General features: G+C 63.9%; 23 protein-coding genes and 1 tRNA gene. 22 read left to right on the top strand and 2 right to left on the bottom strand.

Annotation, left to right across the window (positions count from 1 at the left end; translation table 11 throughout):
- The first annotated feature begins 176 nt into the window (after positions 1-176).
- The 3 genes from ABGT83_RS08145 to ABGT83_RS08135 all read left to right on the top strand — a co-directional run bounded on the left by ABGT83_RS08145 (position 177) and on the right by ABGT83_RS08135 (position 2,431).
- On the top strand, positions 177-821 hold the full coding sequence (locus ABGT83_RS08145) for a 4Fe-4S dicluster domain-containing protein (RefSeq protein ID WP_103265057.1): 645 nt from the start codon (positions 177-179) through the stop codon (positions 819-821).
- 5 nt (positions 822-826) lie between these two features.
- Positions 827-1,702 carry an NrfD/PsrC family molybdoenzyme membrane anchor subunit gene (gene nrfD, locus ABGT83_RS08140; protein ID WP_346688028.1) on the top strand — a complete coding sequence of 292 codons (876 nt, stop codon included), beginning with the start codon at positions 827-829 and terminating at the stop codon, positions 1,700-1,702.
- Positions 1,703-1,813: 111 nt separating this feature from the next.
- Complete coding sequence (locus ABGT83_RS08135; RefSeq protein WP_346686926.1) at positions 1,814-2,431, top strand: molecular chaperone TorD family protein; 618 nt, start codon at positions 1,814-1,816, stop codon at positions 2,429-2,431.
- A 116-nt stretch (positions 2,432-2,547) separates the two neighbouring features.
- Here ABGT83_RS08135 and ABGT83_RS08130 read toward each other — a convergent pair whose 3' ends face one another.
- Positions 2,548-2,892, bottom strand: coding sequence for a winged helix-turn-helix domain-containing protein (locus ABGT83_RS08130; protein WP_103265060.1), 345 nt, complete (start codon positions 2,890-2,892; stop codon positions 2,548-2,550).
- A 50-nt stretch (positions 2,893-2,942) separates the two neighbouring features.
- Positions 2,943-4,517 carry a threonine synthase gene (thrC, locus tag ABGT83_RS08125; protein ID WP_346686924.1) on the bottom strand — a complete coding sequence of 525 codons (1,575 nt, stop codon included), beginning with the start codon at positions 4,515-4,517 and terminating at the stop codon, positions 2,943-2,945.
- Positions 4,518-4,902: 385 nt separating this feature from the next.
- Between thrC and ABGT83_RS08120 the strand changes: the two genes are divergently transcribed.
- The 19 genes from ABGT83_RS08120 (at position 4,903) to hisS (ending at position 26,005) form a co-directional block, all read left to right on the top strand.
- On the top strand, positions 4,903-7,035 hold the full coding sequence (locus ABGT83_RS08120) for an HAD-IC family P-type ATPase (RefSeq protein WP_346686922.1): 2,133 nt from the start codon (positions 4,903-4,905) through the stop codon (positions 7,033-7,035).
- A gap of 162 nt (positions 7,036-7,197) precedes the next feature.
- On the top strand, positions 7,198-7,503 hold the full coding sequence (locus ABGT83_RS08115; protein ID WP_239926451.1) for a FeoA family protein: 306 nt from the start codon (positions 7,198-7,200) through the stop codon (positions 7,501-7,503).
- 312 nt (positions 7,504-7,815) lie between these two features.
- Positions 7,816-8,052 (top strand): FeoA family protein, encoded by a 237-nt coding sequence (locus ABGT83_RS08110; protein WP_103265064.1) that lies wholly within the window; start codon positions 7,816-7,818, stop codon positions 8,050-8,052.
- A gap of 146 nt (positions 8,053-8,198) precedes the next feature.
- The gene (gene feoB / locus ABGT83_RS08105; RefSeq protein ID WP_346686920.1) at positions 8,199-10,565 is read left to right on the top strand and encodes a ferrous iron transporter B; all 2,367 of its coding nucleotides are present in this window, start codon (positions 8,199-8,201) and stop codon (positions 10,563-10,565) included.
- Between the two features lie 67 nt (positions 10,566-10,632).
- On the top strand, positions 10,633-10,863 hold the full coding sequence (locus tag ABGT83_RS08100; protein ID WP_346686918.1) for a hypothetical protein: 231 nt from the start codon (positions 10,633-10,635) through the stop codon (positions 10,861-10,863).
- 649 nt (positions 10,864-11,512) lie between these two features.
- Entirely contained in the window at positions 11,513-11,893 is a 381-nt protein-coding gene (locus ABGT83_RS08095; protein ID WP_103265067.1) for a metal-dependent transcriptional regulator, read from the top strand.
- 858 nt (positions 11,894-12,751) lie between these two features.
- Positions 12,752-13,201 (top strand): FtsB family cell division protein, encoded by a 450-nt coding sequence (locus ABGT83_RS08090; protein ID WP_239926453.1) that lies wholly within the window; start codon positions 12,752-12,754, stop codon positions 13,199-13,201.
- 38 nt (positions 13,202-13,239) lie between these two features.
- On the top strand, positions 13,240-14,238 hold the full coding sequence (locus ABGT83_RS08085) for a Ppx/GppA phosphatase family protein (protein ID WP_346686916.1): 999 nt from the start codon (positions 13,240-13,242) through the stop codon (positions 14,236-14,238).
- A gap of 33 nt (positions 14,239-14,271) precedes the next feature.
- Positions 14,272-14,356 (top strand) — tRNA-Leu (locus ABGT83_RS08080).
- 189 nt (positions 14,357-14,545) lie between these two features.
- Positions 14,546-15,595: a polyprenyl synthetase family protein gene (locus ABGT83_RS08075; protein WP_103265070.1), complete on the top strand. Its 1,050-nt coding sequence runs from the start codon at positions 14,546-14,548 to the stop codon at positions 15,593-15,595.
- Between the two features lie 141 nt (positions 15,596-15,736).
- Positions 15,737-16,642 carry a peptidoglycan-binding domain-containing protein gene (locus tag ABGT83_RS08070; protein ID WP_346686914.1) on the top strand — a complete coding sequence of 302 codons (906 nt, stop codon included), beginning with the start codon at positions 15,737-15,739 and terminating at the stop codon, positions 16,640-16,642.
- Between the two features lie 239 nt (positions 16,643-16,881).
- Positions 16,882-17,361, top strand: a complete 480-nt coding sequence (locus ABGT83_RS08065; RefSeq protein ID WP_239926457.1) for a spore coat protein SP96 — start codon at positions 16,882-16,884, stop codon at positions 17,359-17,361.
- 157 nt (positions 17,362-17,518) lie between these two features.
- Entirely contained in the window at positions 17,519-18,787 is a 1,269-nt protein-coding gene (gene leuC, locus ABGT83_RS08060) for a 3-isopropylmalate dehydratase large subunit (protein ID WP_346686913.1), read from the top strand.
- A gap of 14 nt (positions 18,788-18,801) precedes the next feature.
- On the top strand, positions 18,802-19,299 hold the full coding sequence (gene leuD / locus ABGT83_RS08055; protein ID WP_346686912.1) for a 3-isopropylmalate dehydratase small subunit: 498 nt from the start codon (positions 18,802-18,804) through the stop codon (positions 19,297-19,299).
- A 4-nt stretch (positions 19,300-19,303) separates the two neighbouring features.
- The gene (gene leuB / locus ABGT83_RS08050) at positions 19,304-20,413 is read left to right on the top strand and encodes a 3-isopropylmalate dehydrogenase (RefSeq protein WP_346686910.1); all 1,110 of its coding nucleotides are present in this window, start codon (positions 19,304-19,306) and stop codon (positions 20,411-20,413) included.
- Between the two features lie 356 nt (positions 20,414-20,769).
- Positions 20,770-21,213 (top strand): PadR family transcriptional regulator, encoded by a 444-nt coding sequence (locus ABGT83_RS08045; RefSeq protein ID WP_239926459.1) that lies wholly within the window; start codon positions 20,770-20,772, stop codon positions 21,211-21,213.
- A gap of 1 nt (position 21,214) precedes the next feature.
- Positions 21,215-21,601, top strand: coding sequence for a NifB/NifX family molybdenum-iron cluster-binding protein (locus ABGT83_RS08040; RefSeq protein WP_204600465.1), 387 nt, complete (start codon positions 21,215-21,217; stop codon positions 21,599-21,601).
- 86 nt (positions 21,602-21,687) lie between these two features.
- Positions 21,688-24,504: a hypothetical protein gene (locus tag ABGT83_RS08035; protein WP_346686908.1), complete on the top strand. Its 2,817-nt coding sequence runs from the start codon at positions 21,688-21,690 to the stop codon at positions 24,502-24,504.
- A gap of 124 nt (positions 24,505-24,628) precedes the next feature.
- Positions 24,629-26,005, top strand: a complete 1,377-nt coding sequence (gene hisS, locus ABGT83_RS08030; protein WP_346686906.1) for a histidine--tRNA ligase — start codon at positions 24,629-24,631, stop codon at positions 26,003-26,005.
- Positions 26,006-26,065: the final 60 nt, after the last annotated feature.

Raw genomic sequence — 26,065 nt, 5'->3', positions numbered from 1 at the left:
CGGCCGTCGGAACCGGTCGACGCTGCGGCTTCCCGTGGCACCCGACCTCGCGGCGAGGCCGAGGACTCGCGTATGCAAGTACGCTTCGCCCTCGCCCTCCCCACGATCTTGGGCACCACGGAAAACCCTCGCTGACTTTGCTGGACCTACGAGATGACAAGAATAGAGGGTGAACCATGCAAAGAGCTGAGACGAAATCGGGCAAACGGCCGTTCATGCTGGTGGACGTGTCGCTGTGCATCGGGTGTCACGCGTGTGTGAACGCGTGCAAGTTCGAAAACGAGCTGGAGATCAAGCAGTTCAACACGTGGATCGAGACGTGGGATGCGGGCGAGTACCCCAACGTGGTGCGGGCGAACGTGCCGCACCTGTGCAACCACTGCGATGACGCGCCGTGCCTGGCGGTATGCCCCACGGGCGCCACGTACCGCAACGACGACGGCCTCATCCTCGTGGATCAGGAGAAGTGTATCGGCTGCAAGTACTGCATGGCGGCCTGCCCCTTCTCCGTGCGCTGGCAGAACGACGCCGGCGAGGTGGAGAAGTGCACGTTCTGCGTGAACCGCACGTCGGCCGGGCTGCTTCCGGCGTGCGCGGGCAACTGTCCCACGCATGCGCGCCTGTTCGGCGATCTGAACGACCCGAACAGCGAGGTGGCGAAGAAGGTGGCCGAGCTGGGCGCCGAGAGCATGCTGCCCGAGCTGGGCATCGGCACGAACACGTGCTACGTGGGCCTGGCGGAGACGAATGCGCTGCCGAAGTCGTCGTCGGTGCTGCACGGCGGCCGCGTGGCCGTCAAACTCGAAGAGATGGGAGCGTGATCGCCATGGTATGGAACGAGCTTATCGTATGCTACCTGTTTCTTGCCGGGTTGGGAGCGGGGTCGTTTCTCCTTGCAAGCGTCACCGGATGGCTTTCCGGTTCGACGAAGAAGATCCGGCTTATCGGGTCGGTCGTTGGTTTGGCGACGGTTGCAGTTGGTACGCTGCTTCTCATGGTGGATGCAAGAGCGGGCCTGGGCAGTCCTGCACGCTTCTTCGGCCTCGTGTCGAATCTCGGTTCGCCTATGGCTTGGGGAGTGTTGTGCCTGAGCGTCTTTCTCGTGATTGCTGCGGCGTCCCTGATCTTTCAGCTTGCCAAGAAGAAGGTTCCAAAATTCATTGACGTGCTGGGGATGCTATGCTCGCTTGGCGTCGCAACGTATACCGGCGTGCTTCTTGGGGCTGCGAAGGCGTATCCGCTATGGAACATGGCGATCCTCCCTGCATTGTTCGTCGTTTCCGCTGCTCTTGCCGGTTTCTCGCTCGTGTCGGCCATCGCTTACTTTTCCGCTCGCGACGAACTCCCTTCCTTGACATTCATGCCCAAAGCCGAGGTTGTGCTGCCGGTGCTCGTCGGGGTTCTCTTTGCGGCGTTGCTTGTCGCCACCGCGGCCGTTCCCGGCGACTCGGCGCACGCTGCTGCGAGTTTGTCGGTGCAGCGCATGCTCGTGGGATCCTTCGCCCCTGTTTTCTGGATAGGGGTGGTGGTGTGCGGAATCGTCGTTCCTCTGGTCGCAGGCGTATGCCGCCTTATTTCGAAGCGGCGCGACGTGACGAACGTCGGCATGATCGGCTATGTGGCTTCCTGCATCGGGGAGTTCGCGATGCGCTACGTTATCGTGATGGCTGCGGTGAGCATCACCTTGGGGGCCGCTTTCTAGCAGAATGATTATCACGGCGAGCGTCCGCCCCCTCCCGGGCGCTCGCCGATCTGCCCTTGCGGCCAGAGGGGCGGGGCGCGACCCCGTCCCTCCTTCGAGAGAGGAAACGCTGTGGAACAGATAGGGAACGACAGCCTTGCCGCGGCGAGCGTGTATGCGCTGTTCGCCTCCGTGCTGTCCAACGAGCCCGACGCGCAGCAGGTTGAGCGCATGGGTCTGTTGCTGGAAGCAGCGGGCGCGGAAGCGCCCGGCGACGTTGCCGTCGGCGAGGAACTGGTGCACCGCTTCCATGACCGCCTGGTCGTAGCGGTGTCACCGTTGTACGTGCCGGCGGTGGAAAGCTGCATGGCCGATGCGCGCCAGGGCGAGGACGGTCGCCTGGAACCGGGGCACGTGGACGGCAGGCGCATGACCGAGGTGCTGGCCTGCTATCGCATGTACGGCTTCGACCCGCGCGTGCTGAACGGGTTCGGCCCCCTCGTCGGGTCGATGCGCCCGGATCACCTTGTGGCCGAGCTCGCGTTTATGGCGCACCTGCGCCGCGTGCAGGCGACCGAGAACGTGCGGGGGAGGGCGGCCGGCGCCTTCGCCGAGGAGTTTCTCGAGCGTCATCTTCGCCACTGGACGCCCACGCTGTGTGCCTTCGCGCGCCAGCGCGGCGACGACGTGTACGTGCGGTTGTTCGATGCCGCGCAGCGGTGGGTCGGACTGGATGCGGCAGCAGGTTAGTTGGTGCTGCATCCCTCGCGCCGGTCGCTCCAGGCGAGCGCCTGATGCCATGCCGTGCCAGACCTGAATCCCAGCAGGCGAGCGGGTTTGCCTGGGCGCGGCATGCGGGCTTCCCGCTAGCCCAGGATGCGGGCGAACTCCTTCTCGGCGTCTTCCTGAAGCTTCTTGTCGATGGCCATGTAGGCCTCGAGCAGCATGGCGCCGGCGTCGGTCAGGGTGCTGCCGTGCGCGCCGTCGCGATCAAGCAGCTGGATGCCCAGAGCCGCTTCGGTGTCCTTCACGATACGCCATGCCTTGCTGTAGGCCATGCCCATGCTTTTGGCCGACGAGTTGAGCGAACCCGTCTCGCGCACGCCTAAGCACAGGCTGGCGATGCCGCGTCCGAACAGCGAGCCGCTCTCGGAGTCGGGGTTCATGATGGACAGCCTGATCGTCGGCTTCAGGTTCGCAAGTTCGCTCATAGTCTATCCTCGTTCTTCTCCGGTCATAGCCGTTTTCGTTGCGGGAAGCGTCAGTCGTTGCGCGCGGACGCCGTCGCGTCCAGCTTCTCCATGAAGCGCGCGGCCGCCGCCTCGATGCTGTCCGCGTCTCCCTCTATAACCTCGCCGAAGCGGATGGGTAGCGCGTCGAGCTCGGCCAGGCCGCGGGGGACGTCATTCGCCCCCGTCTCGCGTGCGATCAGGTCGTTCAGCTCGCAGCCGGAAAGCGCGGCCACGTCGTCGGGCAGCGCGGCGCCCGGCTCGATGCCGTGCAGCGCGCGATATACGTTGTCGCCGAACTTGGCCCAGTTCGCCGTGCTCGCGATGAGCACGGGGTTCTCGCCCCGGAGGTTCTCGGCGGTCTGGTAGGCCACGGCCGTATGCGGGTCCAGCAGGTAGCCGTGCTCGTCGAACACGCGCTTGATGGTGCGAAGGCACGTGGCGTTGTCGATGGAGTCGGAGGCGAACAGCTCCCTCACGCGGGCGAACGTGTTCTCGTCCACGCGGAAGTGGCGCTGCTCGCGCAGGTCGGACATCCAGCCGGCTATGGCCTCGGCGTCGCGCCCCGTCAGCTCGAACAGCTGGCGCTCCAGGTTCGACGACACGAGGATGTCCATCGAAGGGGAGGGCGTCAGCACGAAGGGGCGCTCGGAGATGTCGTAGGTGCCCGTGTTGATGAAGTCGGTGAGCACGCGGTTCTCGTTGCTGGCGCAGTACAGCATGCCCAGCGGCACGCCCATGCGCTTGGCGTAGTAGGCGGCCAGGATGTTGCCGAAGTTGCCCGTGGGTACGCACACGTCCAGCTCGTCGCCCAGTCCCAACTTGCCGTCTGCCACCAGCTGCGCGTAGGCCGACACGTAGTACACGATCTGGGGCATGAGGCGCCCCCAGTTGATGGAGTTCGCGCTGGAGAGCGCCACGCCGTGCTCTTCCAACAGCTGCTCCGCGAACTCCTCGTCGCCGAACACGTTCTTCGCGCCGGTTTGGCAGTCGTCGAAATTGCCGCGCACGCCCCACACCTGCACGTTGCGCCCGCGCTGCGTGGCCATCTGCTTGAACTGGATGTCGCTCACGCCGCCGTCGGGGTACATCACGCCTATGCTCACGCCGTCCACGTCGCGGAAGCCCTCGAGCGCGGCCTTGCCCGTGTCGCCCGATGTGGCCACGAGGATGAGGAAGTCGTGGTCGAGCTTCCCCTGTTCGCGCAGCTGGGCGGCGCTTGCGGAGAAGAACCGCGGCAGGCACTGCAGCGCCATGTCCTTGAACGCGCTCGTGGGACCGTGCCACAGTTCCAGCACGTGGGTGTCGGCCGTAAGCGACGTGATGGGGCAGATGCGCTCGTCGTCGAAGTTGTCGCCGTAGGCTTGGGCCATGAGCTCTTCGATGGTCTCGGCGGGCAGGTCGACGTCGAACACCCGGTAGATGCGCGCCGCGCGCTGGGCGTAGGGCAGCTGCGCCAGCGCCGCGATATCCTCCAGGGAAAGCTCCGGGATGCGCTCGGGCACGTACAGCCCGCCGCCAGCCGCTAGCCCGTCGACGACGGCTTCCGTGAACGTGACCGGGCGCTCGGCGCACCCCCGCGTGTCGATGTAATGGTTTGCAGCCATGTCCTGCGCTTTCTGCTCGAATTCGCACGTTTCGATTATCCATCCTAAGTATACTATGTTCCGAAAACAACCGGCGCGTCGCGAGACCCTGTTTTTCTTCCCGAAAACTCGATTTGACGAGAACCTGTTCGGCACATCGCCCGTGTATGGTTAAACTTGCAGCGCAACACCGATTTGTGGGAGTCGCTCGACCTCCATCGCGATGATCTTGAGCGTATAGAGCCGCTCGCCTTGGGCATGGTGGGCTGAGCCTCTTTCGCCCGCCCGACCGCCTTGTTTCCGCTGTGCAACGGTTCGCCTCCGCACCCGCGCGATGCCGCTGTCGCGTCCTACCCTGGTGCTCGATAGCGCAGGCAGGGCAACCGATGAAGGCGAGGCGAGGCGGATGGGCGGGCATGACGGCGAACGCGAGGACGGGCGGGACGGCTCTTCCGGAAAGGACGCCTCTGGGGGCGGCATGGCGATGCACGGGGCGAACCTCAAGCGGCGGTTCTTCGCGAGCCTCGTGCTGACGATTCCCATCCTGCTGCTGTCCTCGCCCATGGGGATGGCGCTCCCCATCACGCTTGCGTTCCCCGGCTCGGACTGGGTCGTGGCGGCGCTCGCCACGGTGCTGTTCGTCTACGGCGGCATGCCGTTTCTGCGCGGGGCGGCGGACGAGCTCAGGCGCCGCCAGCCCGCCATGATGACGCTCGTGGCGCTCGGCATCACCACGGCCTACGCCTACAGCATCTACGCCTTCGTCCAGCGCTCCGTCCTGCACGCAGCGGGCATGCACATGGACTTCTTCTGGGAACTGGCCACGCTCATCGTCATCATGCTCCTGGGCCATTGGGTGGAGATGCGGGCCGTCATGGGCGCGGGCGACGCGCTCAAGGAGATGGCCGAGCTCCTGCCGGCGCAGGCCCACGTGGAGCAGCCGGACGGCTCCTTCGCCGATGCGCCGCTGTCCGAGGTGCAGGTGGGGCAGACCGTCATGGTAGAGGCGGGCGAGAAGGTGCCCGCCGACGGCGAGGTCGTGCGCGGCGAGTCGCAGGTGAACGAGGCGCTCGTCACCGGCGAGGCGCGCGACGTGGCCAAGGGAGCGGGCGACTCCGTGTTCGGCGGATCGCAGAACGGCGACGGCACGCTGTACGTGCGTGTGACCGGCACGGGCGAGTCGGGCTACCTTGCCCAGGTCATGAAGCTGGTGTCGCAGGCGCAGCAGGAGAAGTCGCGTGCCGAGGTGCTGTCGGACAAGGTGGCGCGCTGGCTGTTCTACGCCGCCGTGGGCGTGGGCGTCGCGGCCTTCGCCGCGTGGCTTGCCGTCACGGGCAGCGTGGGCGACGCGCTCACGCGCATGGTCACGGTGTTCGTCATCGCGTGCCCGCATGCGCTCGGCCTGGCCATACCGCTCGTGGCTGCGCGCTCCACGTCCATCGGCGCGCGGCACGGCCTGCTCGTGCGACGCCGACGGGCGCTTGAGGTGGCGCCGCGCGTGAACGTGGTGATGATGGACAAGACCGGCACGCTCACCGAGGGCGACTTCCGCGTGGCGGAGGTGCGTGCGGTGGGAAAGCCGGGCTCCGGCGACGGCAAGGGCGATAATGCCGGAGGGGCCGACGGCACGGTCGCCGGCAATGACGGGAAAAACGGCGGCGCATCCGCCGACGACCGTGCCAATGACCGCGTGCTCGCGATCCTCGCCGGGCTCGAGCAGTCCTCGTCGCATCCGCTCGCGGCGAGCATCGTGGCCGCAGCACGCGACCGGGGCGTGCGCCCCGCGCCCGTGCGCGACGAGCACGCCGTGGCCGGCGTGGGCGTGGAGGGCACGCTCGAGGACGGGCGGAAGGCGCTCGTTGCGAACGCGCGCCACCTCGACGAGCGGCGCATCGTCTACGACCGCGACCTGTTCCAGCAGCTCGCAGGCCGCGGCCTCACGGTGAGCTTCCTCGTGATCGACGGCGTCGTGGCCGGCGTGGTGGCCCAGGGCGACGAGGTGAAGCCCACGGCGCGCGAGGCGGTGCGGCAGCTCAAGGAGCGCGGCATCGCGCCCGTCATGCTCACGGGCGACAACGAGGAGGCCGCGCGCGCCGTGGCCCGCGACCTCGGGATCGACGAGTTCCACGCTGGGCTCGTGCCCCAGGACAAGGTGCGCCTCGTGCAGGAGCGCCGCACGGCGGGCGACGTGGTCATGATGGTGGGCGACGGCATCAACGACGCGCCCGCCCTCGCGAAGGCCGACGTGGGCGCGGCCATCGGCGCCGGCACCGACGTTGCCATCGACTCCGCCGACGTCGTGCTCGTGAAGAGCGACCCGGAGGACATCGTGCGGCTGCTCGACCTGGGCACGAACACCACGCGCAAGATCAAGCAGAACCTCTGGTGGGGCGCCGGCTACAACATCGTGGCCATCCCGCTGGCGGCAGGCGTGCTGGCGCCCGCGGGCATCCTGCTGAGCCCCGCCGTGGGCGCCGTGCTCATGAGCCTGTCCACCGTCATCGTGGCCGTGAACGCGATGACGCTCAAAGACGACTGAGCCCGCACGGGGGCGTCCGGTTCTCGCCCCCGCTCCCGCCCACGTCCTCTTGCGCACGACGTCCCGTCAACGATTCCAAAAAATGTTAGCCAAGGCTTCCATTCTGCAAAAGTTTGCTATAAGATACTTTTGTTACATGAAGCTAACTCGATGGGAGCCACCATGGACAACGCAACGGTTGCAAGCATGCAGGGAACGGTCGGTCGTTCGGACGCGGGGTCTGCGCCCGGCATCGCGTGCCAGCAGATGCCGCTCTCGTTTCTGAGGGACGGCGAGACCGGCACGATCGCGAAGGTACGTGGTCGCGGTGACCTTCATCACCATCTGGAGAACCTCGGTTTCGTCGAAGGCGCGCAGGTGACGGTAGTCTCCGAGGCCGCCGGTGACCTCATCGTCGAGGTCAAGGGCACCCAGATTGCGCTCAACCGCCAGGTTGCATCCCGCATCATCACGAACGCCGCCGCTTAGCGTGTCCGCACCCCGCACGGTGCACCCTCCATAGCGAACATACTATGGCGTTCCGTGCACCGTACAACTGGTACAGCACGCACCCCGCAAGGAGCGCACCTCGCACGGTGCACCCTCACGGCGTGGATCCATGGTGCCATCTATAGCGTGCATCCCATGGTGGGCATCGTGCGCTGTGCACGTGCGAATGTTTCACGTGAAACATTCGTTCTAGACGAGCAGATGTTCCATGTGAAACATCTGCTCCGCACCGGCCGGAGCTTATCGAGTTGGCGTAATCGCAGGAAACATCAAGGAAAGGAAACGAGGCATATGGCAGAAGCTCAGGATCGAACGCTGCGCGACGTGGCCATCGGCAAAACCGCCACGGTCCGTCGTTTGAAAGGTGAGGGCGCGCTCAAGCGTCACATCATGGACATGGGCATCACCAAGGGGACGAGCGTGTTCGTCCGCAAAGTCGCGCCGTTGGGCGACCCGATCGAGGTCACGGTGCGCGGATACGAGCTGTCGCTGCGCAAGAGCGAGGCGGAGAGCATCCTCGTCGGCTGACGTTGCCGGGCGCAAGCGCCAGACGACGAGGGTAGAGGCGCTGCGGCGCTTCTTTTTTGAGACTAAGTTAGTAACAGCTAACTTATAACAGGCCGACGGGGGATGGCAGACCCCTGGAGGCTTCGAAGCAGATGGAAGGGCTGAACATGGGAATTCGCATAGCGCTTGCCGGCAACCCGAACTGCGGCAAGACGACGATGTTCAACGATCTGACCGGCGCCAGCCAGTACGTTGGTAACTGGCCGGGCGTGACCGTTGAGAAGAAGGAAGGAAAGTACACCCGCGACAAGGACGTGGTCATCACGGACTTGCCGGGCGTGTACTCGCTGTCGCCGTACTCTCCCGAGGAGATCGTGACGCGTGACTACCTGTTGGACGGCGGCCCCGATGTCGTCGTGAACCTCGTGGACGCGACGAACCTCGAACGCAACCTGTACCTGACCACGCAGATCCTCGACCTGGGTGTGCCCGTCGTGGTAGCGCTCAACATGATGGACCTCGTGAAGAAGAACGGCGACAAGATCGACGTGGCCGGCTTGTCGAAGCAGTTGGGCTGCCCAGTCGTCGAGACGACGGCGCTCAGGGGGCACGGCATGGCCGAGCTCATGGAAACCGCCGTGCACGCCGCGAAGGCCGGAAAGCCCGCCGAGCCGAAGATGCCCTTCGACGCGCAGGTGGAGGAGGCCATCGAGAAGATCGAGGGCATCCTGGGCAACCGCGTGTCCCCGGCAACCGCGCGCTGGTTCGCCATCAAGCTGTTCGAAGGCGAGGAGCGCACCGTTGCCACCATGAAGCTCAGCGATGCCGACCTCAAGGCGGTCGAGGCGATCCGCGAAGAGGTGGAGGGCAAGCTCGACGACGACGCCGAGAGCATCATCACGTCCGAGCGCTACAACGCCATCACGCACGTCGTTGACGAGACGATGAAGCGCTCGCGCAAGGGCATGACCACCACGCAGAAGATCGACCGCGTGGTGACGAACCGCTGGCTGGGCCTGCCCATCTTCGTGGTGGTCATGGCGCTCGTGTACTACCTGGCCATCTCCGTGGGCACGGGCGTGGTCACCGACTGGGCCAACGACGGCATCTCCGGCGACGGCTTTTTGTACACCGGCGGCGCGGCCTACGAAGAGGCCGTGGGCGCGTGGGAAGAGTCCGTGGCTGCCGCCGAGGAGGCCGGTGCGAGCGAGGAGGAGCTGGCGCTGTTGGCCGAAGAGGAGCCCGACCCCTCCGACGGCTCGTACGGTCTGTGGATCCCCGGTTTGGGAGCGGTGATCGGAGGTGCCCTCGAAGCGGCCGACGTCGCCCCGTGGCTCCAGAGCCTCGTGATGGACGGCATCGTCGCGGGCGTCGGCGCCGTGATCGGCTTCATCCCCCAGATGATCATCCTGTTCCTGCTGTTGGCGTTGCTCGAAGGGTGCGGCTACCTGGCGCGCGTCGCGTTCATCATGGACCGCGTGTTCCGCCGCTTCGGCCTGTCCGGCAAGAGCTTCATCCCGATGCTCGTCGCGTCCGGTTGCGGCGTGCCCGCCGTCACGGCCACGAAGACCATCGAGAACGAGAAAGACCGCCGCATGACCATCATGACGACGACGATGATCCCCTGCGGCGCGAAGATGCCCATCATCGCGCTCGTGTTCGGCGCCATCGCCGGCGGCAATACCGAGCAAACCTGGTGGATTGCGCCCGCGTTCTACTTCTTGGGCGTCATCGCCATCATCGTCTCGGGCGTCATGCTGAAGAAGACCAGGATGTTCGCCGGCCCCGCGTCGCCCTTCGTCATGGAGCTCCCAACCTATCATATGCCCACGGTGAAGTCCGTCCTGCTGTCCACGTGGGACCGCATCAAGGGCTACATCGTCAAAGCCGGTACGATCATCTTCCTGTCCACCATCGTCATCTGGCTGCTCATGAACTTCGGCGACGCGGGCGAGGGTTTCGGTTTGCTCGACACCGAGACGGACAACTACATCCAGTACAGCCTCATGGCTGGTTTGGGCAACGCGATCGGCTGGATCTTCGCGCCGCTCGGCTTCGGAGATTGGCAGGCCACCGTCACGTCCGTCACCGGCCTTGTGGCGAAGGAGAACGTCGTGGCCACCGTCGGCATTCTGACCAGCCTGGGCGAGGTCGGCGAGACCGATCCTGCCATGTGGGCCGCGTTCGCCGCCTTGTTCGCGGGATCGGTGCCGGCCATCCTCGCCTTCTGCGCCTTCAACCTGCTGTGCGCGCCCTGCTTCGCCGCCATCGGTACCATCTGGCGCGAGATGGGCAACGCGAAATGGACCTGGTTCACCATCGGCTACATGACCGTCTTCGCATGGTGCATCGGGCTGATGTTCTACCAGTTCGGCGGCCTCATCACCGGCGAGCTGACGTTCAACCTGTGGACCGGCGTTGCGGTCGTGGTGCTGGCCGGTATGCTGTTCCAGATCTTCCGGCCCATGCCCGCCTTCGACAAGAAGAAGGGCGAGGCCGCAGGCAAGCTCGAAGCAGAGGGCGGCGTCGCGTAAGCGGCGCGACAGAGGTTGCTCGGGGGAGGGGGATCCTTCGGACCCTACTCGCAAGAAAGGAGTCGAGATGCTCGGTTTGGAATTCACCCCGTCCACGGTGGTCGTCGGACTCGTCGTGCTGGCGCTCGCGTTCCTCGCGATTCGACGCCTGGTGCGCAACGGCCCGTGCGATTGCCACAAGGGGGATGACGCGCACGGCGGATGCGCCGGCGGATGCGCGGGCTGCTCCGGCTGCGGTGCCGCCGACCGCATGGTGGCCGACATGCAGAAGCGCGCCGCGGCCGAGCCTCGCCGCTAAGCGTCGCGCAACCACACAACGATCAGCGAACGGATGTTTCACGTGAAACATCCGTTTCGCCGCTTCCGGGGACGGGCGAGAATGGAAAGAAATCGCCGGATTTGGCAGATCGGTCGCGCGCTGCGGGTGTGCCGGACTGCCTTCTTTTGTTTAGCTTCTGGTTGCAGCGAGGCCCTGCCCGGCGGGCGCGCTCCGCGCCCGCCGGAAGCGGCGCCGTTTCGAATTCGGCGATTTCTTGCCGTTTCGACGAAAGGCTGCATGGAGGGCGCCTCGTGGGCGCGCGTGATCCGCGCTGTGCCAGGCAACGGCTCGGCTGTGCTCGCGCCTTGAGCGCTCGTGGGCGTGCGTGATTCCCGCCGATCCGTCTCGTCTGTGTGGAGAGATTGTAAACCTCAGTAAACTCCCATTGCAGTCACATATAAGTTGACCTAAACTAACAAATGTCAGGTAGGGCAAAGGAATCGAGTCCTCAGACATTTTTTATCACCAACACGGTGGTGGAGACTCCTCTCGTCTGGTCGTCCATCACACTGCGGCCAGCGAGGCCTCCCCCTTCCTCGCTGGCTCTTCCTTTCCCTCCGTACGGGCGCTCGATTTCGCCGGACCTTGTCGTGTGGTACCATGTGACGACGAACCGAAGGAGGGCCCCGTGGAGAAGATGTCCAAGTCGCATGAGGACTATCTCGAAGCAATCGTCATGCTGGGCGGCACGACGGAGGCGTCGGTGAGGTCTGTCGACGTCGCAACGAAACTCGGCGTTTCGAAGGCCTCGGTGAACAAGGCCATCGCCTCGCTGAAGGAGAAGGGCCTTGCGGACCAGCCTTATTATGGCGATATAACACTCACCGACGAGGGGTACGACTATGGGGTGTCCATTTTGGATCGACATCATCTGCTGTTCGCGTTCCTCACCAAGGCCCTCGGAATCCCCGCTGAGCGTGCTGAAGAAGAGGCCTGCCTCATGGAGCATGCAATCAGTGATGACTCTTTTGCAAAGTGGAGCGCTTACGTCAAGAAGCTCGACTTGTAGCATTGTCGCGGGCTCAGCGCGGTCTTATGCGGCAAGGCGCGTGCCGGTGCGCGGTGTATGCAAAGTACCGATGGTTATCGATTCGGTTATCGCCTGGTTTCGAAGGAGCGCAGATATGTTGCAGGCTTCTGCATCGGTGGCAGAATCATGCTCAGTGTGCTATGCTGCACCGAGCTTCCGGCATTACACACACCAGTAACGAACCACGATGCATAAAGGAGCGCATTCCGTTTGGCTAAACAGACGAATATTCTCTCGTTCGATGAGGTAAGGCAAGGCGTGCGCACGCGTCCGAACTCGGAGCATGCTTCAAGCACCCGTTCCTCGTATCGCCAAGAGAACCGCTCGCAACGCCCCGCATCTTTGGTTTCCACAACTTCCCGAGAGCGGGTCGGCGCCTTTTCCCGCTTGACGCCCGCCGCTTCTTGCCCGACCGCGACCTCTCGTCGTTTCGCATCCGACGCGTTTCCCGACACGACCGCCACTTCGTCTTTTGGGAGTCGCGCTGTGCGTGCCGAAGCATCCGTAGCCGATCGGTATGGATTCCCATCGGATCGTGGAGCAAAAGCCGGTCGTGGTACGTCGGCTGACCGCGGTATCGGAGACGCGCGTCGTGCCCGGAGCGGCACAGAGACGCGCCGGGCAGACGAGGGTTGCGACGACGATCCTGTGCAGAATGATTCCATTCGGCGCAAAGAGTCGCGTCTTGCCTCTCTGAAGCGCTCCCGCGCGAAGAACAAAGCCGGCCGCGCATATTCGAAGCAGTTCGGCGATACGGAGTCATCGGCTTCCCAAGGGGGACCGCGGGCTGCGGTATACAAGGGAGAAATGGGCGCGAAGCACCGGCAGGCAGCTCGCATGCAGGACAAAACCTCGACGCGCGCGGCGAAGCGCGGTTCGAAGGCGGCCTCCAGCCCGTCATCCGCTTCTGCGCCTAAGTTCATAGCAAGCATGACGGTAGTCGTCTGCCTTGCGCTGTCGTGCTTGTTTTTGTATCCGTCAGTACAGCAGTATTACCAATCGGTGCGCGAACGTGATCGCCTTGCGGCCGAATATGCCGCCCTTGTGGAGCGCAACAATGCGATCCAGGGAGAGGTGTCCTCTTTGCAAACCGATGCAGGCATAGAGAATGCGGCTCACGATCAGCTGGGCTGGATCAAGGAAGGCGAGCAGACGGCCAAGGTATCGGGCCTCTCGTCTTCCGAAGAGAAGAGCGCGTCCGTGCACGCTAATATTGTATCGGGTAGCATAGCGGCGCCAGAAACCTGGTATTCGCCGATTCTCGATCCGCTGTTTGGCGTCGAGTAGGGGGGCCGATGATCCCGAACGGCAGGTGTGGAACAGCGATGAGCGCGCCGGGCCGCTACGCCGCTATCGATATCGGCACGGTCACATGCCGCATGCTCGTGGCCGACATCGATGAGCGGGGACGGCTGACCGAACTTGACAGAGAATATGCGATCACGAATCTGGGTGAGGGCGTCGACGCTTCGGGCGTGCTTCGTCCAGAGGCGATGAGGCGCGTTGTCGATGCGATTGTGCGATTCCAAGAGGTGCTTGCAGCATATAAGGCTCCTGACGCTCCGGACGTGCGGGTGACCGCTGTGGCCACGTCGGCCGCGCGCGATGCGGACAACTCCGAAGAATTCGGTGCGCTGCTGCGCGACGCCGGTATTGAACTTACGGTGATCCCCGGTGAGCGCGAGGCGGCGCTGTCCTTCGCCGGCGCTTCATGTGAGTTTGGCGGCGAACGGCTGATCGTGGTCGACATAGGCGGCGGCTCCACCGAGGTCATCGTGGGAACGGCGGGCTGCGAGCCGGATCGCATGCATTCGTTCGACATCGGATGCCGTAGGGTGACCGAGAAGTTTCTCGCATCCGATCCCCCGAGTAAGGACGAACTCGCCGCTGCTCGTTCATGGATAGCGAAGGGCATGCATCCGTTCTTTGAGAGGCTGTGCGTTGCAGACCATGTGCCAAATCGGCTGGTTGCAGTTGCTGGGACGGCTACCACGGTGGTGTCCGTCCACGAGCACATGAAGGTGTACGACGCAACGCGCGTTCACAAGGCGATCGTTGCGCGTCCGATGCTCGATAGCGTGTATGACGAGCTTCGCTGCGCGCCGCTGGCGGAACGCCAAAAGATCGTGGGTCTCGATCCCGGTCGTGCGCCGGTGATCGTGGCAGGTATGATCATCCTGCAAACCGTGCTCGATCTTGCCGGATTCGATTCATTCACCGTGAGCGAGACGGACATTCTCCACGGCATTGTCTTGCGGGAGGCGGAAAGGGAGCAGGCGCGCACGTCAAAGATTGCAGCGTCGTCCGATGACGTGCTACCATGATTCCGGTCGCCGTTCAGCGAATCCGAACATCCTGGGGGCGTGGCGGAATTGGCATACGCAGGGGACTTAAAATCCTCCGCCGCAAGGCTTGCGGGTTCGAGTCCCGCCGCCCCTACCATATTGGATTGTTTGCGAATACCGAACCTTGCCTCGGGATGTCCCAATGAGGTTCAAAAATAACGCAGCCCTGGGCGATATGCGGGAATAACGGAAAAATGCGCCGCTCGTGAAGCCGGTTCAAGTCGACTGCGGGCATTGTGATACCATGACCAACGGCCGTGCAGACGAACCCGTGTAGAGAAGAGCCATGGACAACATCAACGAGATCATCGCAGCTGTTAAAGAGCCTCCTGAATCATTCGAAGAGTACTTGTCGCTATACGCTGATCGCGTGGGCGATCTGGTGAATTCGTTCATCCCGAAAGGCTCTCATCCCGATATGGATCGCTATCTGTACGATCCTCTTGTCGCGTACAGCAGAAACGGCGGAAAGCGTCATCGTCCGCTCATCTGCTTTGCCGCGTGCCTTGCGGTCGGCGGCGACATGGAACGCGCTACGAGCGCTGCATCCGCTATCGAGCATTTCCATACGGCAGCTCTCATCCACGACGATATCGCTGACGAGGCCGAGCTGCGTCGCGGCGAGCCGTGCATGCACCTCACCGAAGGGGTGGGTCTTGCCATCAATGCCGGAGATCTGGCGCTATCGCTTGTGAACGGGACGGTCGTATCGGATACGGGACTCGATGATGCGACGAAGGTGCGCGTCATTACCGAGCTCATCGACATGACGCGTCGCACAATCGAAGGCCAGGCGCTCGACATCGGTTGGGCGCGCGACAGCCGTTACGATATCACGCCCGAGGACTACCTCGTCATGGCCACGCATAAAACGGCTCATTACTCCGGTGCCGTGCCGCTCGCCATTGGCGCCATCATAGGTGGCGGAACCGAGGCTGAGATTGAGGCGCTGCGCAACTATGGCTTGGACACGGGCCTGGCGTTCCAGATCCAAGACGACCTTCTGAATTTGATCGGTAGCGAAGAGTCCACGAAGAAGGATTTCCGTAACGATATCACGGAGGGCAAGCGCACGCTTATGGTGGTGCACGCGCTTCAGCATTCCGATGAGCGCGATCGCCTTATCGAGATCCTCTCGTCGAAAGAGAAAGACCAAAGAGTGCTCGCCGATGCTGTTGCTATCATGGAGGCATCAGGCAGCATCGACTATGCGCGCAGCTATGCCGAGAACCTTACGAGCATTGCAAAGAATCGCCTGATCGACATGGTGCGCCCCTCCGCTTCGCGCGATCTTCTGGTGAGCATGGCCGATTGGTTCGTGAACCGGTTGAAGTGATTCTGAGCGTTGCCGCGCGTCTTTCACGTTGCAGGACGGCCGATGCGACATGGGGGAATCTAAGGCAGCTTCAATAGTCGCTCTGTTGCTTTGGTGGAAGCGCCGTCCCGGTACAGGGCGGCGCTTTCTTTCTGCGGTACCATGATGACTATGGAAACCATTAAGCGACATGATACAGGTCCTGCGGTCGAGGACGTGCAGCAGCGCCTCGCGATCGTCGGCCTCCTCGACGAAGACGAGGTCGACGGCGTATTTGGCGAGCGAACGGCGTCCGCCGTATGGGCGTTTTGCGAGCATGCGTGCCTGCCCGTTTCGGACGAGGTCACGGACAAGGTGTGGTCCGCTCTGGTAGATGCATCCTTTCAACTGGGCGACCGCACGTTATATCTGCGCATGCCCCACTTTCATGGCCAGGATGTGCTCGAGCTGCAAGGTGCCCTCGGTGCGCTCGGATTCGCGTGCGGTGAGACCGACGGTATTTTTGGTGCTTTCACCGAGCTGGCTCTTCGCAAGTTCCAGCTGAATCTCGGCCTTCCGTCCGACGGTATCGCCGGCGCCTATACCTACGCGGCGCTTCGCAACCTGCATCATTCCTGGGAGGGCAAGGAAGCTGTGCACGGCTCGAGCCACCTGGGCTTCGCCCGAGCTGCCGACGTGCTTGAGCGCAACGCCTTGTGCCTGTTCGGAACAAAGGAATTCACGCGCAGCGTGGCTTCTCGCATGTCGAATCTCGCGCTGGCCACAAGCCCTGCATCCAAGATTGTAAGCGCAGATTCCCTGTTGGTGGCGCCCGATAGCTCCATGCTGCTCGTTCATATCGTCCTGCCTGATGAGAATACGGCTCCGAGCGTCCCGCGGGTCAGCTACGAAGGCGAGGAGACGTTGGCTTTGCGGCTGGAGACGGCTATCGGCGTCGCTGAAGAGTCGGCCCCGTCGCGAATTGCCGTTGAGCTGACGGGCACCGCATGGGGAGACGCCGGCGAAGGACGTTCGGCGCAGCATTTCGCCATCACGTTGCTCGATGCGCTCTGTTCAGCCCTTTCCTAGCTAGAAGGCCTCGCTTAGACGACTGCGTCTGGAGAACTCAATAAACCCGGACATGTTTCTACGCCAGATGGTGTATTTGCATGTCGGTTCGATGACGGGGCCGCATCGGTTCGCGCATGCCCCGTATACTGGCGCTACCAGGACGCTGCGAACCTATACGGTGCATTCATCTGACTGTCGGCCTTGAGACGACAGGACGGTTCGATGGTAACGACAGGCGAAAAGAAAGCAGGTGCGTCATGACCGACGAGCAGAACAATCAGCAGCCTTTACAACCGACGCCTCCCGAAGCGGCTCCCCAGCAGCAGGCTGGTGCGTCGGTTCCCGATTCGGCCGGGTCGCAGATGCCAGCGTACCAGCAGGCAGCGCCGTACCAGCAGCCTCCGATGAACCAGCACGTGCCGCCGCAGCCGATGTACGGAGCCCCGCAGCCCCAGCCCGTATACGCTCCCGCTCCGCTCATGCAGCTGACGGGGGGCATGAAGTTTGCCTGGCTCGTGGTGGGCGCCCTCATGGGCATCCCAGGCATCATCATCGCCTGGCTTGTGAACGTCGACAAGATGCCGCAGGTGAAAAGCGACGCGCTCAAGTTCGCCATCATCGGCTTCGTGATTTGGATTGTGATCGGCCTTTTGATCGGCTTGGCTATCGGCGGCATGATCTCCGCGGTTGCAGCAAGCGTCATGGGATACGGTGGTTACGGCCACGGCTACTACTAGGATGCGCGCTGTGCGACCGCAATCTGGAAAATCGCTTCTCTTTGAAGAGCCCCGCGGGGCTCTTCTTCTTGTGCGCAAAAGCCAGTGGTACAATTGCCTCGTTTTCCATGTACCTGCGCGTGCGCAGGCTTGAGACCCACCGCACAAAGGAGCACACATGCCACGTCCCATGACCATGGCGGAGAAGATCCTCGCCGCCCATGCGGGGCTCGACGAAGTGGAGCCGGGTCAGCTGATCGAATGCGATCTCGACCTCGTGCTGTCCAACGACGTTACCGCCCCCATCGCCGTCAAAGAATTCCGCAAGATCGGCGTTGAGAAGGTGTTCGATCCCACGAAGATCGCGCTCGTGCCCGATCATTACGTCCCCAACAAGGACATCAAGAGCGCCGAGCAGGCCAAGATCGTGCGCGACTTCGCGCGCGAGCAGGGCATCACCCACTACTACGAGGTGGGCTGCATGGGCGTCGAGCATGCGCTGCTTCCCGAGCAGGGCGTCGTCGGCGCGGGCGACCTCATCATCGGCGCGGACAGCCACACCTGCACGTACGGTGCGCTGGGCGCGTTCGCCACGGGCGTGGGCTCCACCGACGCCGGCGTGGGCTACGCCACCGGCAAAGCGTGGTTCAAGGTGCCCGAGTCGCTGCTGTTCAAGATCGAGGGCGAGCTGGCCCCCGGCGTCACCGGCAAGGACGTCATCCTGCACATCATCGGCATGATCGGCGTGGACGGCGCGCTCTACCAGGCCATGGAATTCACCGGCAGCGCCATTCGGAGCATGGGCATGGACGAGCGCATGAGCATCTCGAATATGGCCATCGAAGCGGGCGGTAAGGCCGGCCTCATCGAGGTCGACGACGTGACGCGCGCCTATATGGACGGCCGCACCGAGCGCCCCTACACCGAGTACCACTCCGACGCCGATGCGACGTACGCGAAGGTTTACGAGATCGACGCCGCCTCCATCGTGCCCACCGTGTCGTTCCCGCATCTGCCGTCGAACACGCGCCCGGCCGCCGAGGCGCGCGACATTAAGATCGACCAGGCCGTCATCGGCAGCTGCACGAACGGCCGCATCGTCGACATGCGCCAGGCCGCCGACGTGCTGCGCGGGCGGAAGATCCACCCCGACGTGCGCTGCATCGTGATCCCCGCCACGCAGGCCGTGTACCGCCAGTGCATGGAGGAGGGCCTCATGGACGTGTTCCTCGATGCGAACTGCGCCGTATCCACGCCCACCTGTGGTCCCTGCCTGGGCGGCTACATGGGCATCCTTGCCGCCGGCGAGCGCGCCATCGCCACGACGAACCGCAACTTCGTCGGCCGCATGGGCGATCCTACGAGCGAGGTCTACCTGTCCTCGCCGGCCATCGCCGCGGCGAGCGCGGTGCTCGGCCACATCGGCCTGCCGGAAGACTTGGACTAGGAGGGACTGCGACCATGCAATTCAAAGGAACCGCGCACCGCTACGGGCGCGACATCGATACCGACGTCATCATCCCGGCTCGCTACCTGACCACGTCCGATCCGGCCGAGCTGGCGAAGCACTGCCTCGAGGACCTCGACACGTCGTTCATCGAGCGCGTGCAACCCGGCGACATCATCGTGGCCGACGAGAACTTCGGCTGCGGCTCGTCGCGCGAGCACGCGCCCATCGCCATCAAGGCGGCTGGCGTCGACGTGGTCATCGCCAAGAGCTTCGCGCGCATCTTCTACCGCAACTCCATCAACACGGGCCTCGCCATCATGGAGTGCCCCGAAGCGGTGGACGCCATCAGCCAGGGCGACGTGGTGAGCGTGGACGCCGACGCGGGCGTCATCGTGAACGAGACGACGGGCCAGACCTTCGAGGCTCAGCCGTTCCCTCCGTTCATCCGCGAGATCATCGAAGCTGGCGGCCTGATCAACCGCACGAAGGCGAAGCTGGGCGAGGAGTAGAGCCATGGCCAAAACCTACAACATCTGCCTGCTTCCCGGCGACGGCATCGGCCCCGAGATCATCGCCGAGGGCGTCAAGGTGCTCGACGCGGTGGGCGTGAAGTACGACACGGCGTTCGCCTACACCGAGGCGCTGCTGGGCGGGTGCGCCATCGACGCGACGGGAACCGCGCTGCCGGACGAGACGCTGCACGTAGCCGAAGCCTCCGACGCCGTGCTGCTGGCGGCCGTCGGCGGCCCGAAGTGGGACACCACGGATCCGGCGAAGCCGCGTCCGGAGCAGGGTCTGCTGGGCATCCGCAAGGCACTGGGCCTGTACACGAACCTGCGCCCCGTGCAGATCTTCGCCGCGCTGGCCGACGCGTCCACGCTCAAGCCGGAGATCGTGGACGGCGTGGACATGATGATCGTGCGCGAGCTGACCGGCGGGTTGTACTTCGGTCGTCGCGAACGCTTCTACGACGAAGAGGGCTGCGGCACCCACGGCGCCGCCGGCCAGCGCGCTTACGACACGCTCGAGTACCGCGAGTACGAGGTCGAGCGCATCGCGCGCCAGGCGTTTGAGGCCGCGCGCAAGCGCCGCAACAAGGTGACGAGCGTCGACAAGGCGAACGTGCTGGAGACGAGCCGCATGTGGCGCGAGATCGTGCACCGCATCGGCGCGGAGGAGTACCCCGACGTGGAACTCGAGGACCTGCTCGTGGACAACACGGCCATGCAGCTCATCAGCCGCCCCGTCGATTTCGACGTGGTGGTGACCGAGAACATGTTCGGCGACATCCTGTCCGACGAAGCCGCCCAGATCACCGGCTCGCTCGGCATGCTGGCCAGCGCCAGCCTCGGCGACGGCACGGCGCTCTACGAGCCCAGCCACGGCAGCGCGCCCGACATCGCGGGGAAGGGCATCGCGAACCCGCTCGCGCAGATCCTGTCCGTCGAGATGATGCTGCGCTACAGCTTCAACCTGGGTGAGGCCGCCGACGACATCCGCCGCGCGGTGACCGCCGTGCTCGACGAGGGCTGGCGCACCGGCGACATCAAGCAGGTCGACACCCCCGCCGACAAGGTGGTCGGTACCGTTCAGATGGGCGACCTCGTGGTGGCGCACCTGTAGGGATCCGGAGGTGCACACGGTGCACGGTCTCAAGCGGCGTGACGGCTTGCGCGAAACGACCCCTCCCGAGCGAATGCTCGGGAGGGGTCGTTTCGCGTATGAAGCCCGTTTCGGTTCCATGGCGGGACGGCGATAGCCTGTCTTTCCGATTTCTCGAAACGTGTCTACGGTAAAAAAGCGCGTTCTGGGAAATGGTGGATAGATGGATGAGGTCCGCTATCCTCGTCGAGGAGAAGGAGTGTCGCTCCATCCGTTGCCCATCCGCATATTGACAACATGCATGTATATGACGTATATATGTTTATGTCATATACATGTCGTTCGCAGACAAAGCGGGCGCGAAAGGAGCGGGAAGGATGATGCGCATGCCTCACGGCGACTGCGGTGGGCCGTCCACTTCGACGCGCACGTCCTGTTGCCGTCGGCGCGGCGGCGGGGGCGGGGCGCTTGCGGAGCCGGCAGCGCTCGCCGCGCTGCTGCATTCGGGCGGCTACGGGTACGATATGCGCAAGATTATCCTAGACAAGACCGGTGGGAAAGTTGATGTGGACGTGGGCGGATTGTACCGGTCGCTACGCCGCCTCGAAGAGGAGGGCGCTGTCGTTTCCCGATGGTGCGACGAGCAGGTCGGCCCGCGTCGCCGCGAATACGAGCTTACGCAGCAGGGTGCCGAGCTTGCCGAGCAGTGGCTCGACGTACTGCGCGACCGGCAGCGTTTGGACGAGCTGCTGGTCGATCTGCTTGAAAGCGGTCTGCACCAGCTGGATGAGAATACGGAAGTACCGGAGAAGGAAGGGTAAGATGAACGAAAAGAAGATGATGAAGCTGGCGATTCCCACGATGGGTGCGGCCGGCCTGGATTCCCAGCGCGCGGGTCATTTCGGCCACTGCGATTGCTTCACGGTGGTCGACATTGTAGACGGCCAGATTGCAGGCACGTTCGAGGTTGCGAATCCTCCGCACGAGGAGGGCGGTTGCATGCGCCCCGTTGGTCTGCTTGCGAAGGCCGGCGTAGACGCCATCGTTGCGGCAGGTATGGGCATGCGTCCGCTTATGGGGTTCGATCAGGCGGGCATCGCTGTGTACTTCGACAACGAACATCCTCTCGTGCGCGACGCCGCTGAGCATGTCGCTGCAGGCGAAGCTCCGCGCATGAGCGCGGAGCAGGCATGTAACCATCATCACTGAGGGGGCGTTGTATCCTTTGCGGTCCGGTTTTTTCTCGTCCAGTCGAAACGCCGTGCTATGCTTTCGGTGACACGAAAGGAGCACGGGTGCGGCAGGTTGAGGAACGCGAAGGCGTCTATCGAATCGGCGCGGCGAAGGCGCTGCTCGGTACCGTGCGACGCGTACTACCCCATGCGTTGCCGTCCGTCGCGTTCGACTGCGGTGCGTTTGGCTGGATCGGAGGGGCGTGCCCGGCGCCGAACAAAAGCGATCGCTACGTGGTGGAATTTCTCGGTGCAAGCGAATTCCGTATTCTTGCCTATATCGATCGTTACGGGCGGGTGTTTGCGACGGATCGTCCGGTTCCGTCGCCGCCTGCTCGTCCGCCGGAGCTTGCGTTCGCTCGGTACTCCGAGCAGGATGGATCGAACGAGGAACGGGGAAGCGTCGAGGTGCACGATGCGGAAGGGAAGCGTCAGGTTGCGCAGTACGCATGCAGGCGCGGCCGCTATACGATTTTCGACTCCTGGTATGATTTCGGGCCGTACGGGGCCGATCTGGCCTATGACGATGTGATGGCTCGCGCCTTTCTGGCGTTTGTCCACCGGCCGCGAGCCTGCGACGCTCCCATGCCAACGCGCGGAGTCGATTTTGCTTTCTCGGTCCTGCGCGGGCAAAAGCTGCTTCTGGCGCTTCGCTCGATCGTTTCCGCGGTGGAAAGCGCTGAGGAGGATCCTGTGCTGCGGCCCCCTGCGCTCGCGTCAAGTTTGGCGCGGTGGCTTATCGAAGCCGGACTCGAGCGGATTGAGGCTCGAGGCGTGCCGGACGACATCTTGCGGCTTGTCAGGACCGCGCGCTACGCCGATACGTTCTTCATTGCGGCGGACGATGAGCATCCGCCTGTCACCCGCCGTGAGATATGGGCCCTGGAGAGCGCGCTCAACCGATTTCTTCTAATGAACGAGGCGTTCAACGAACGGGCATCCTTTGCGAGCGATATTGATTGCGTGCGGTGGGAGGGGTATCTCGTCGACACGGCCGTTTCATCGTCGCTCGCCTTTGATCTGGCAAGCGACGCTTCGTCCGGCGAGGTCGGCGGAGAATGGGCGACACGATGCGCCGTGAACGCTGCGCTTGAACGGATGAGGCTCCCATTTCGCGTGGAGGCCTTGCTTCGCTGCGACGTCGGCGAAGGTGCAGCGGCGATCGAGATTACGGTGCCTGACGCCGGGCTCATGCCGACGCGTCGCTGCAGCAACGCGTCGGCTGCGCAGGGTGCGCCTGCTTCGTCGGTTGATGGCTGGGCGAGCGCAACGGCGTCTGAACGGGAGGCTCAAGCGCGTTGCTATGCGATGCATGTCGGTCTCGCGTTGGCGCTCGCCGTTTTCGAATCGTCCGCGTTCCTTCAGCGCGTCGATCTCGTGGCCCGTCCCCTTGCTGTCGAGGATGTCGACCGCGTTCAGGCTCCCGATGGCGACCCCGTCGTATTCCGATCGGCGGAAGTCGGAGATACGCCTGCATATTACCAGGTTACATTTACGAGAGGCCTGTTTGAGCATCATGAGCTCATCCATGCGGCTCGGCTGGGAGATCCGACGTCCTTGTTCGCGTATGCGGGCGCGCTGTTCGATCTGCCGGCAGCCGACCCCTTCGCCGTCGTGAACGCGCTGCCCTCGGCCGTATCGCGTCGTGCGCTTCCCGAGAGCGCCGATGCGCTGATATCTGGTCAAGCTGCCGAGGTTCTTGCGGCGCGCGAGGCTCGCGACCTGCGCATTGAGGTTGATACCTACCGCCGTCGGATCGGCGAGCGTCTTGCGGATGGCATTGTGCGGGCCGAGACCACGATAGAGGCTATCCGTCTCGTGCGGGAGGAGCAGGATGCCGCAGAAGCGCGTGAAGATGCACGAACGGTCGCGGCCTGTACCAGGCTGATGGCGGCATTGGCCGAAGGCTCGCTCGATATGGAGGAGCAGAACGCCATCGTAGGCCGTTTTCTCGGAGAAGATCGTTGTTTGGTTGCCCTCGGACGCGCCCGCACGCGAGCACCGCAGGATCCTGGAAGTGCTGCCTCGATCCTGATCGATGCCGTTGCGGAGGCATCGATGATCGACGGGTACGCGGATGGCGCCGCGACCGTCTATCGATGCTTCGATTCGTATGCGGCACGCGTATGCTACAACCGCGCACGAGCCACGGCGTGCGATGACTGCGCTGTTCTCGCCGATGAGGCGAGCAAGATGCAGGGTGTCGGTACGGACAGCACGACGTCCTTCGTTCCGGATCTCGCGTCGCTTGCAGCAGCTGACGCGCACCGGCGCATCGAGCTCGCGCCCGATACGTTCTACCTCTGCCATCTGGAGATTGTGCGTCTGCTCGAACACTCTTTCGAGCGCACCGAAGAAGCGCTACGCTTCGGTCGCCGAGCTATCGAGCTTGCGCCCGCGACGTCCGCCGGTTATCGACAGCTCGGTCGTGCGTTCATGCTTGTGGGTGATATGGAGAACGCGGCGAAAACGCTCGAAGGGGGTCTGGGTATCGCAGTGCAGCCCGACGACATTGCCATGGCGTACTATCAGCTGGCCTATGTGCGCTGGAAGGCGGGTGACCCGCAGGTCGGCGCATTGTGCTATGTGAAGTCGCTCGCCACGTCGCCGGCGGTTGCTTTGCAGGCGACGGCCGAGCTGCATGAGCTTGTCGAGGAAACCGGCGTCGCGCTTCCCGATAAAGACAGCTTGGATGAGAAGCTCGCCGCCGCCGGCGTGCCGATTGCCCCGACGGCGGCCGTGCTCGACATACTGAATGAGAGCGCTGCTGCAGCGGCCGATGCGGGCTTGTTCCATGTGTCGCGCAATCTGCTTGCGTTGCGCTTGCGGTATCGTCCCGACGATGCGCTTGTGAACGTGTTGAAGTCGCTCGAGGAATAGGCTTTCGCGTCGACATCCGCCCGTCCGGTCGCTCGAATCGCCGGAAAACCTCGGACGCATGCAGCCCGTTCCGATGCGCTACAATAGCGGGCAATCGAAACGCACGATACGAAAAGGAACCTCCATGACAATCCAATCTCCCGAAGGTACGCGCGACCTCCTGCCCGACGAGGCGAAGTTCTGGGCGCACTTCAAGGCGGTGGCGTCCGACGTGTTTGGCGCGTACGGCTACGTGCCCATCGAGACGCCCGTGTTCGAGCAGACGGACCTGTTCGTGCGCGGCATCGGCGAGGCAACCGACGTGGTTTCGAAGGAGATGTTTACCGCCCTCTCGGGCGAGAACCTGAAACGGCTGCTCGACGGCGGCGCCGTGAAGGCGAAGAGCCGCCTGTCGCTGCGACCCGAGGGCACGGCCGGCGTTGTGCGCGCCGTGGTGCAGCACGACCTGGTGCCGCAGGGCGCGCCTCCGGTGAAGCTGGTGTACGCGGGTCCGATGTTCCGTGCCGAGCGCCCGCAGAAGGGCCGCCAGCGCCAATTCAACCAAGTGGGCATCGAGTGCCTGGGCGCCGAGGAGCCCAGCGTGGACGCCGAGGGCATCATCATGCTCATGCGGTTCTACGCGGCCATCGGCATTCCCGTGGAAGCCACCGAGCTGCTGGTGAACTCGATGGGCTGCGACGCGTGCCGGCCGCCCTACCGCGACGCCGTGAAGGCGTACATGGACGCGCACGCCGACGAGCTGTGCGACGAGTGCAAGCGCCGTGCCGACATCAACCCGCTGCGCGCGTTCGACTGCAAGAACCCCGGCTGCGCCGCCGTCATGGAGGATGCACCGAAGATCACCGACCACCTGTGCGACGACTGCCGCGCTCACTACGGCACCGTGAAGGCGTACCTGGACGGTGCGGGCCTCGCGTACACGGAGGACCCGAAGCTCGTGCGCGGCCTGGACTACTACACGCGCACCGTGTTCGAGGTGCAGGTGACGGAGGGTATGGGCAGTCAGAACGCCATCGGTGGAGGCGGGCGCTACGACAAGCTGGCCCAGGAGGTGGGTGGACGGCCCACGCCCGGCTTCGGCTTCGCACTGGGCTACGAACGTTGCGTGCTGGCACTGCAGGCGGCAGGCTACGCGTTCCCGCCGGCCCGGCGCTGCGACTGTTTCGTGGCGTGCGTCGACGACTCGGTGCGCGCGGAGGCGTTCTCGCTCGTACAGGCGCTGCGCGACGCCGGCCTTGCTAGCGAGATGGACCACCAGCACCGCAGTCTGAAGAGCCAGTTCAAGCTGGCCGACAAGCTGGACGCCGCCTTCGTGGTCGTGATGGGCCCCGACGAGCTTGCTGCTGGCCAGGTGAAGGCGCGCAACATGCAGACGCACGAGGAGCATCTGGTCGATCTCGCGGCGGCGAAGTCGCTGCTCGCCTGCTTTGGCGGCGAGCCCTACGGCGCCGAAAGCCCGAGCATCGACGAGGTGTTTGGCCGCATCAGCGAGGGCAATTAAGGCCGCCAATTAAACCTGGCCGATTCAATCGACCAAAGTGCCGGCATAGTTGCAGCTCTC

This window comes from Enteroscipio rubneri (genome assembly GCF_963929405.1).
GTDB lineage: Bacteria > Actinomycetota > Coriobacteriia > Coriobacteriales > Eggerthellaceae > Enteroscipio > Enteroscipio rubneri.
Note: the sequence above shows the minus strand (reverse complement) of the source record. Positions and strands in the feature narration are given on the sequence as shown.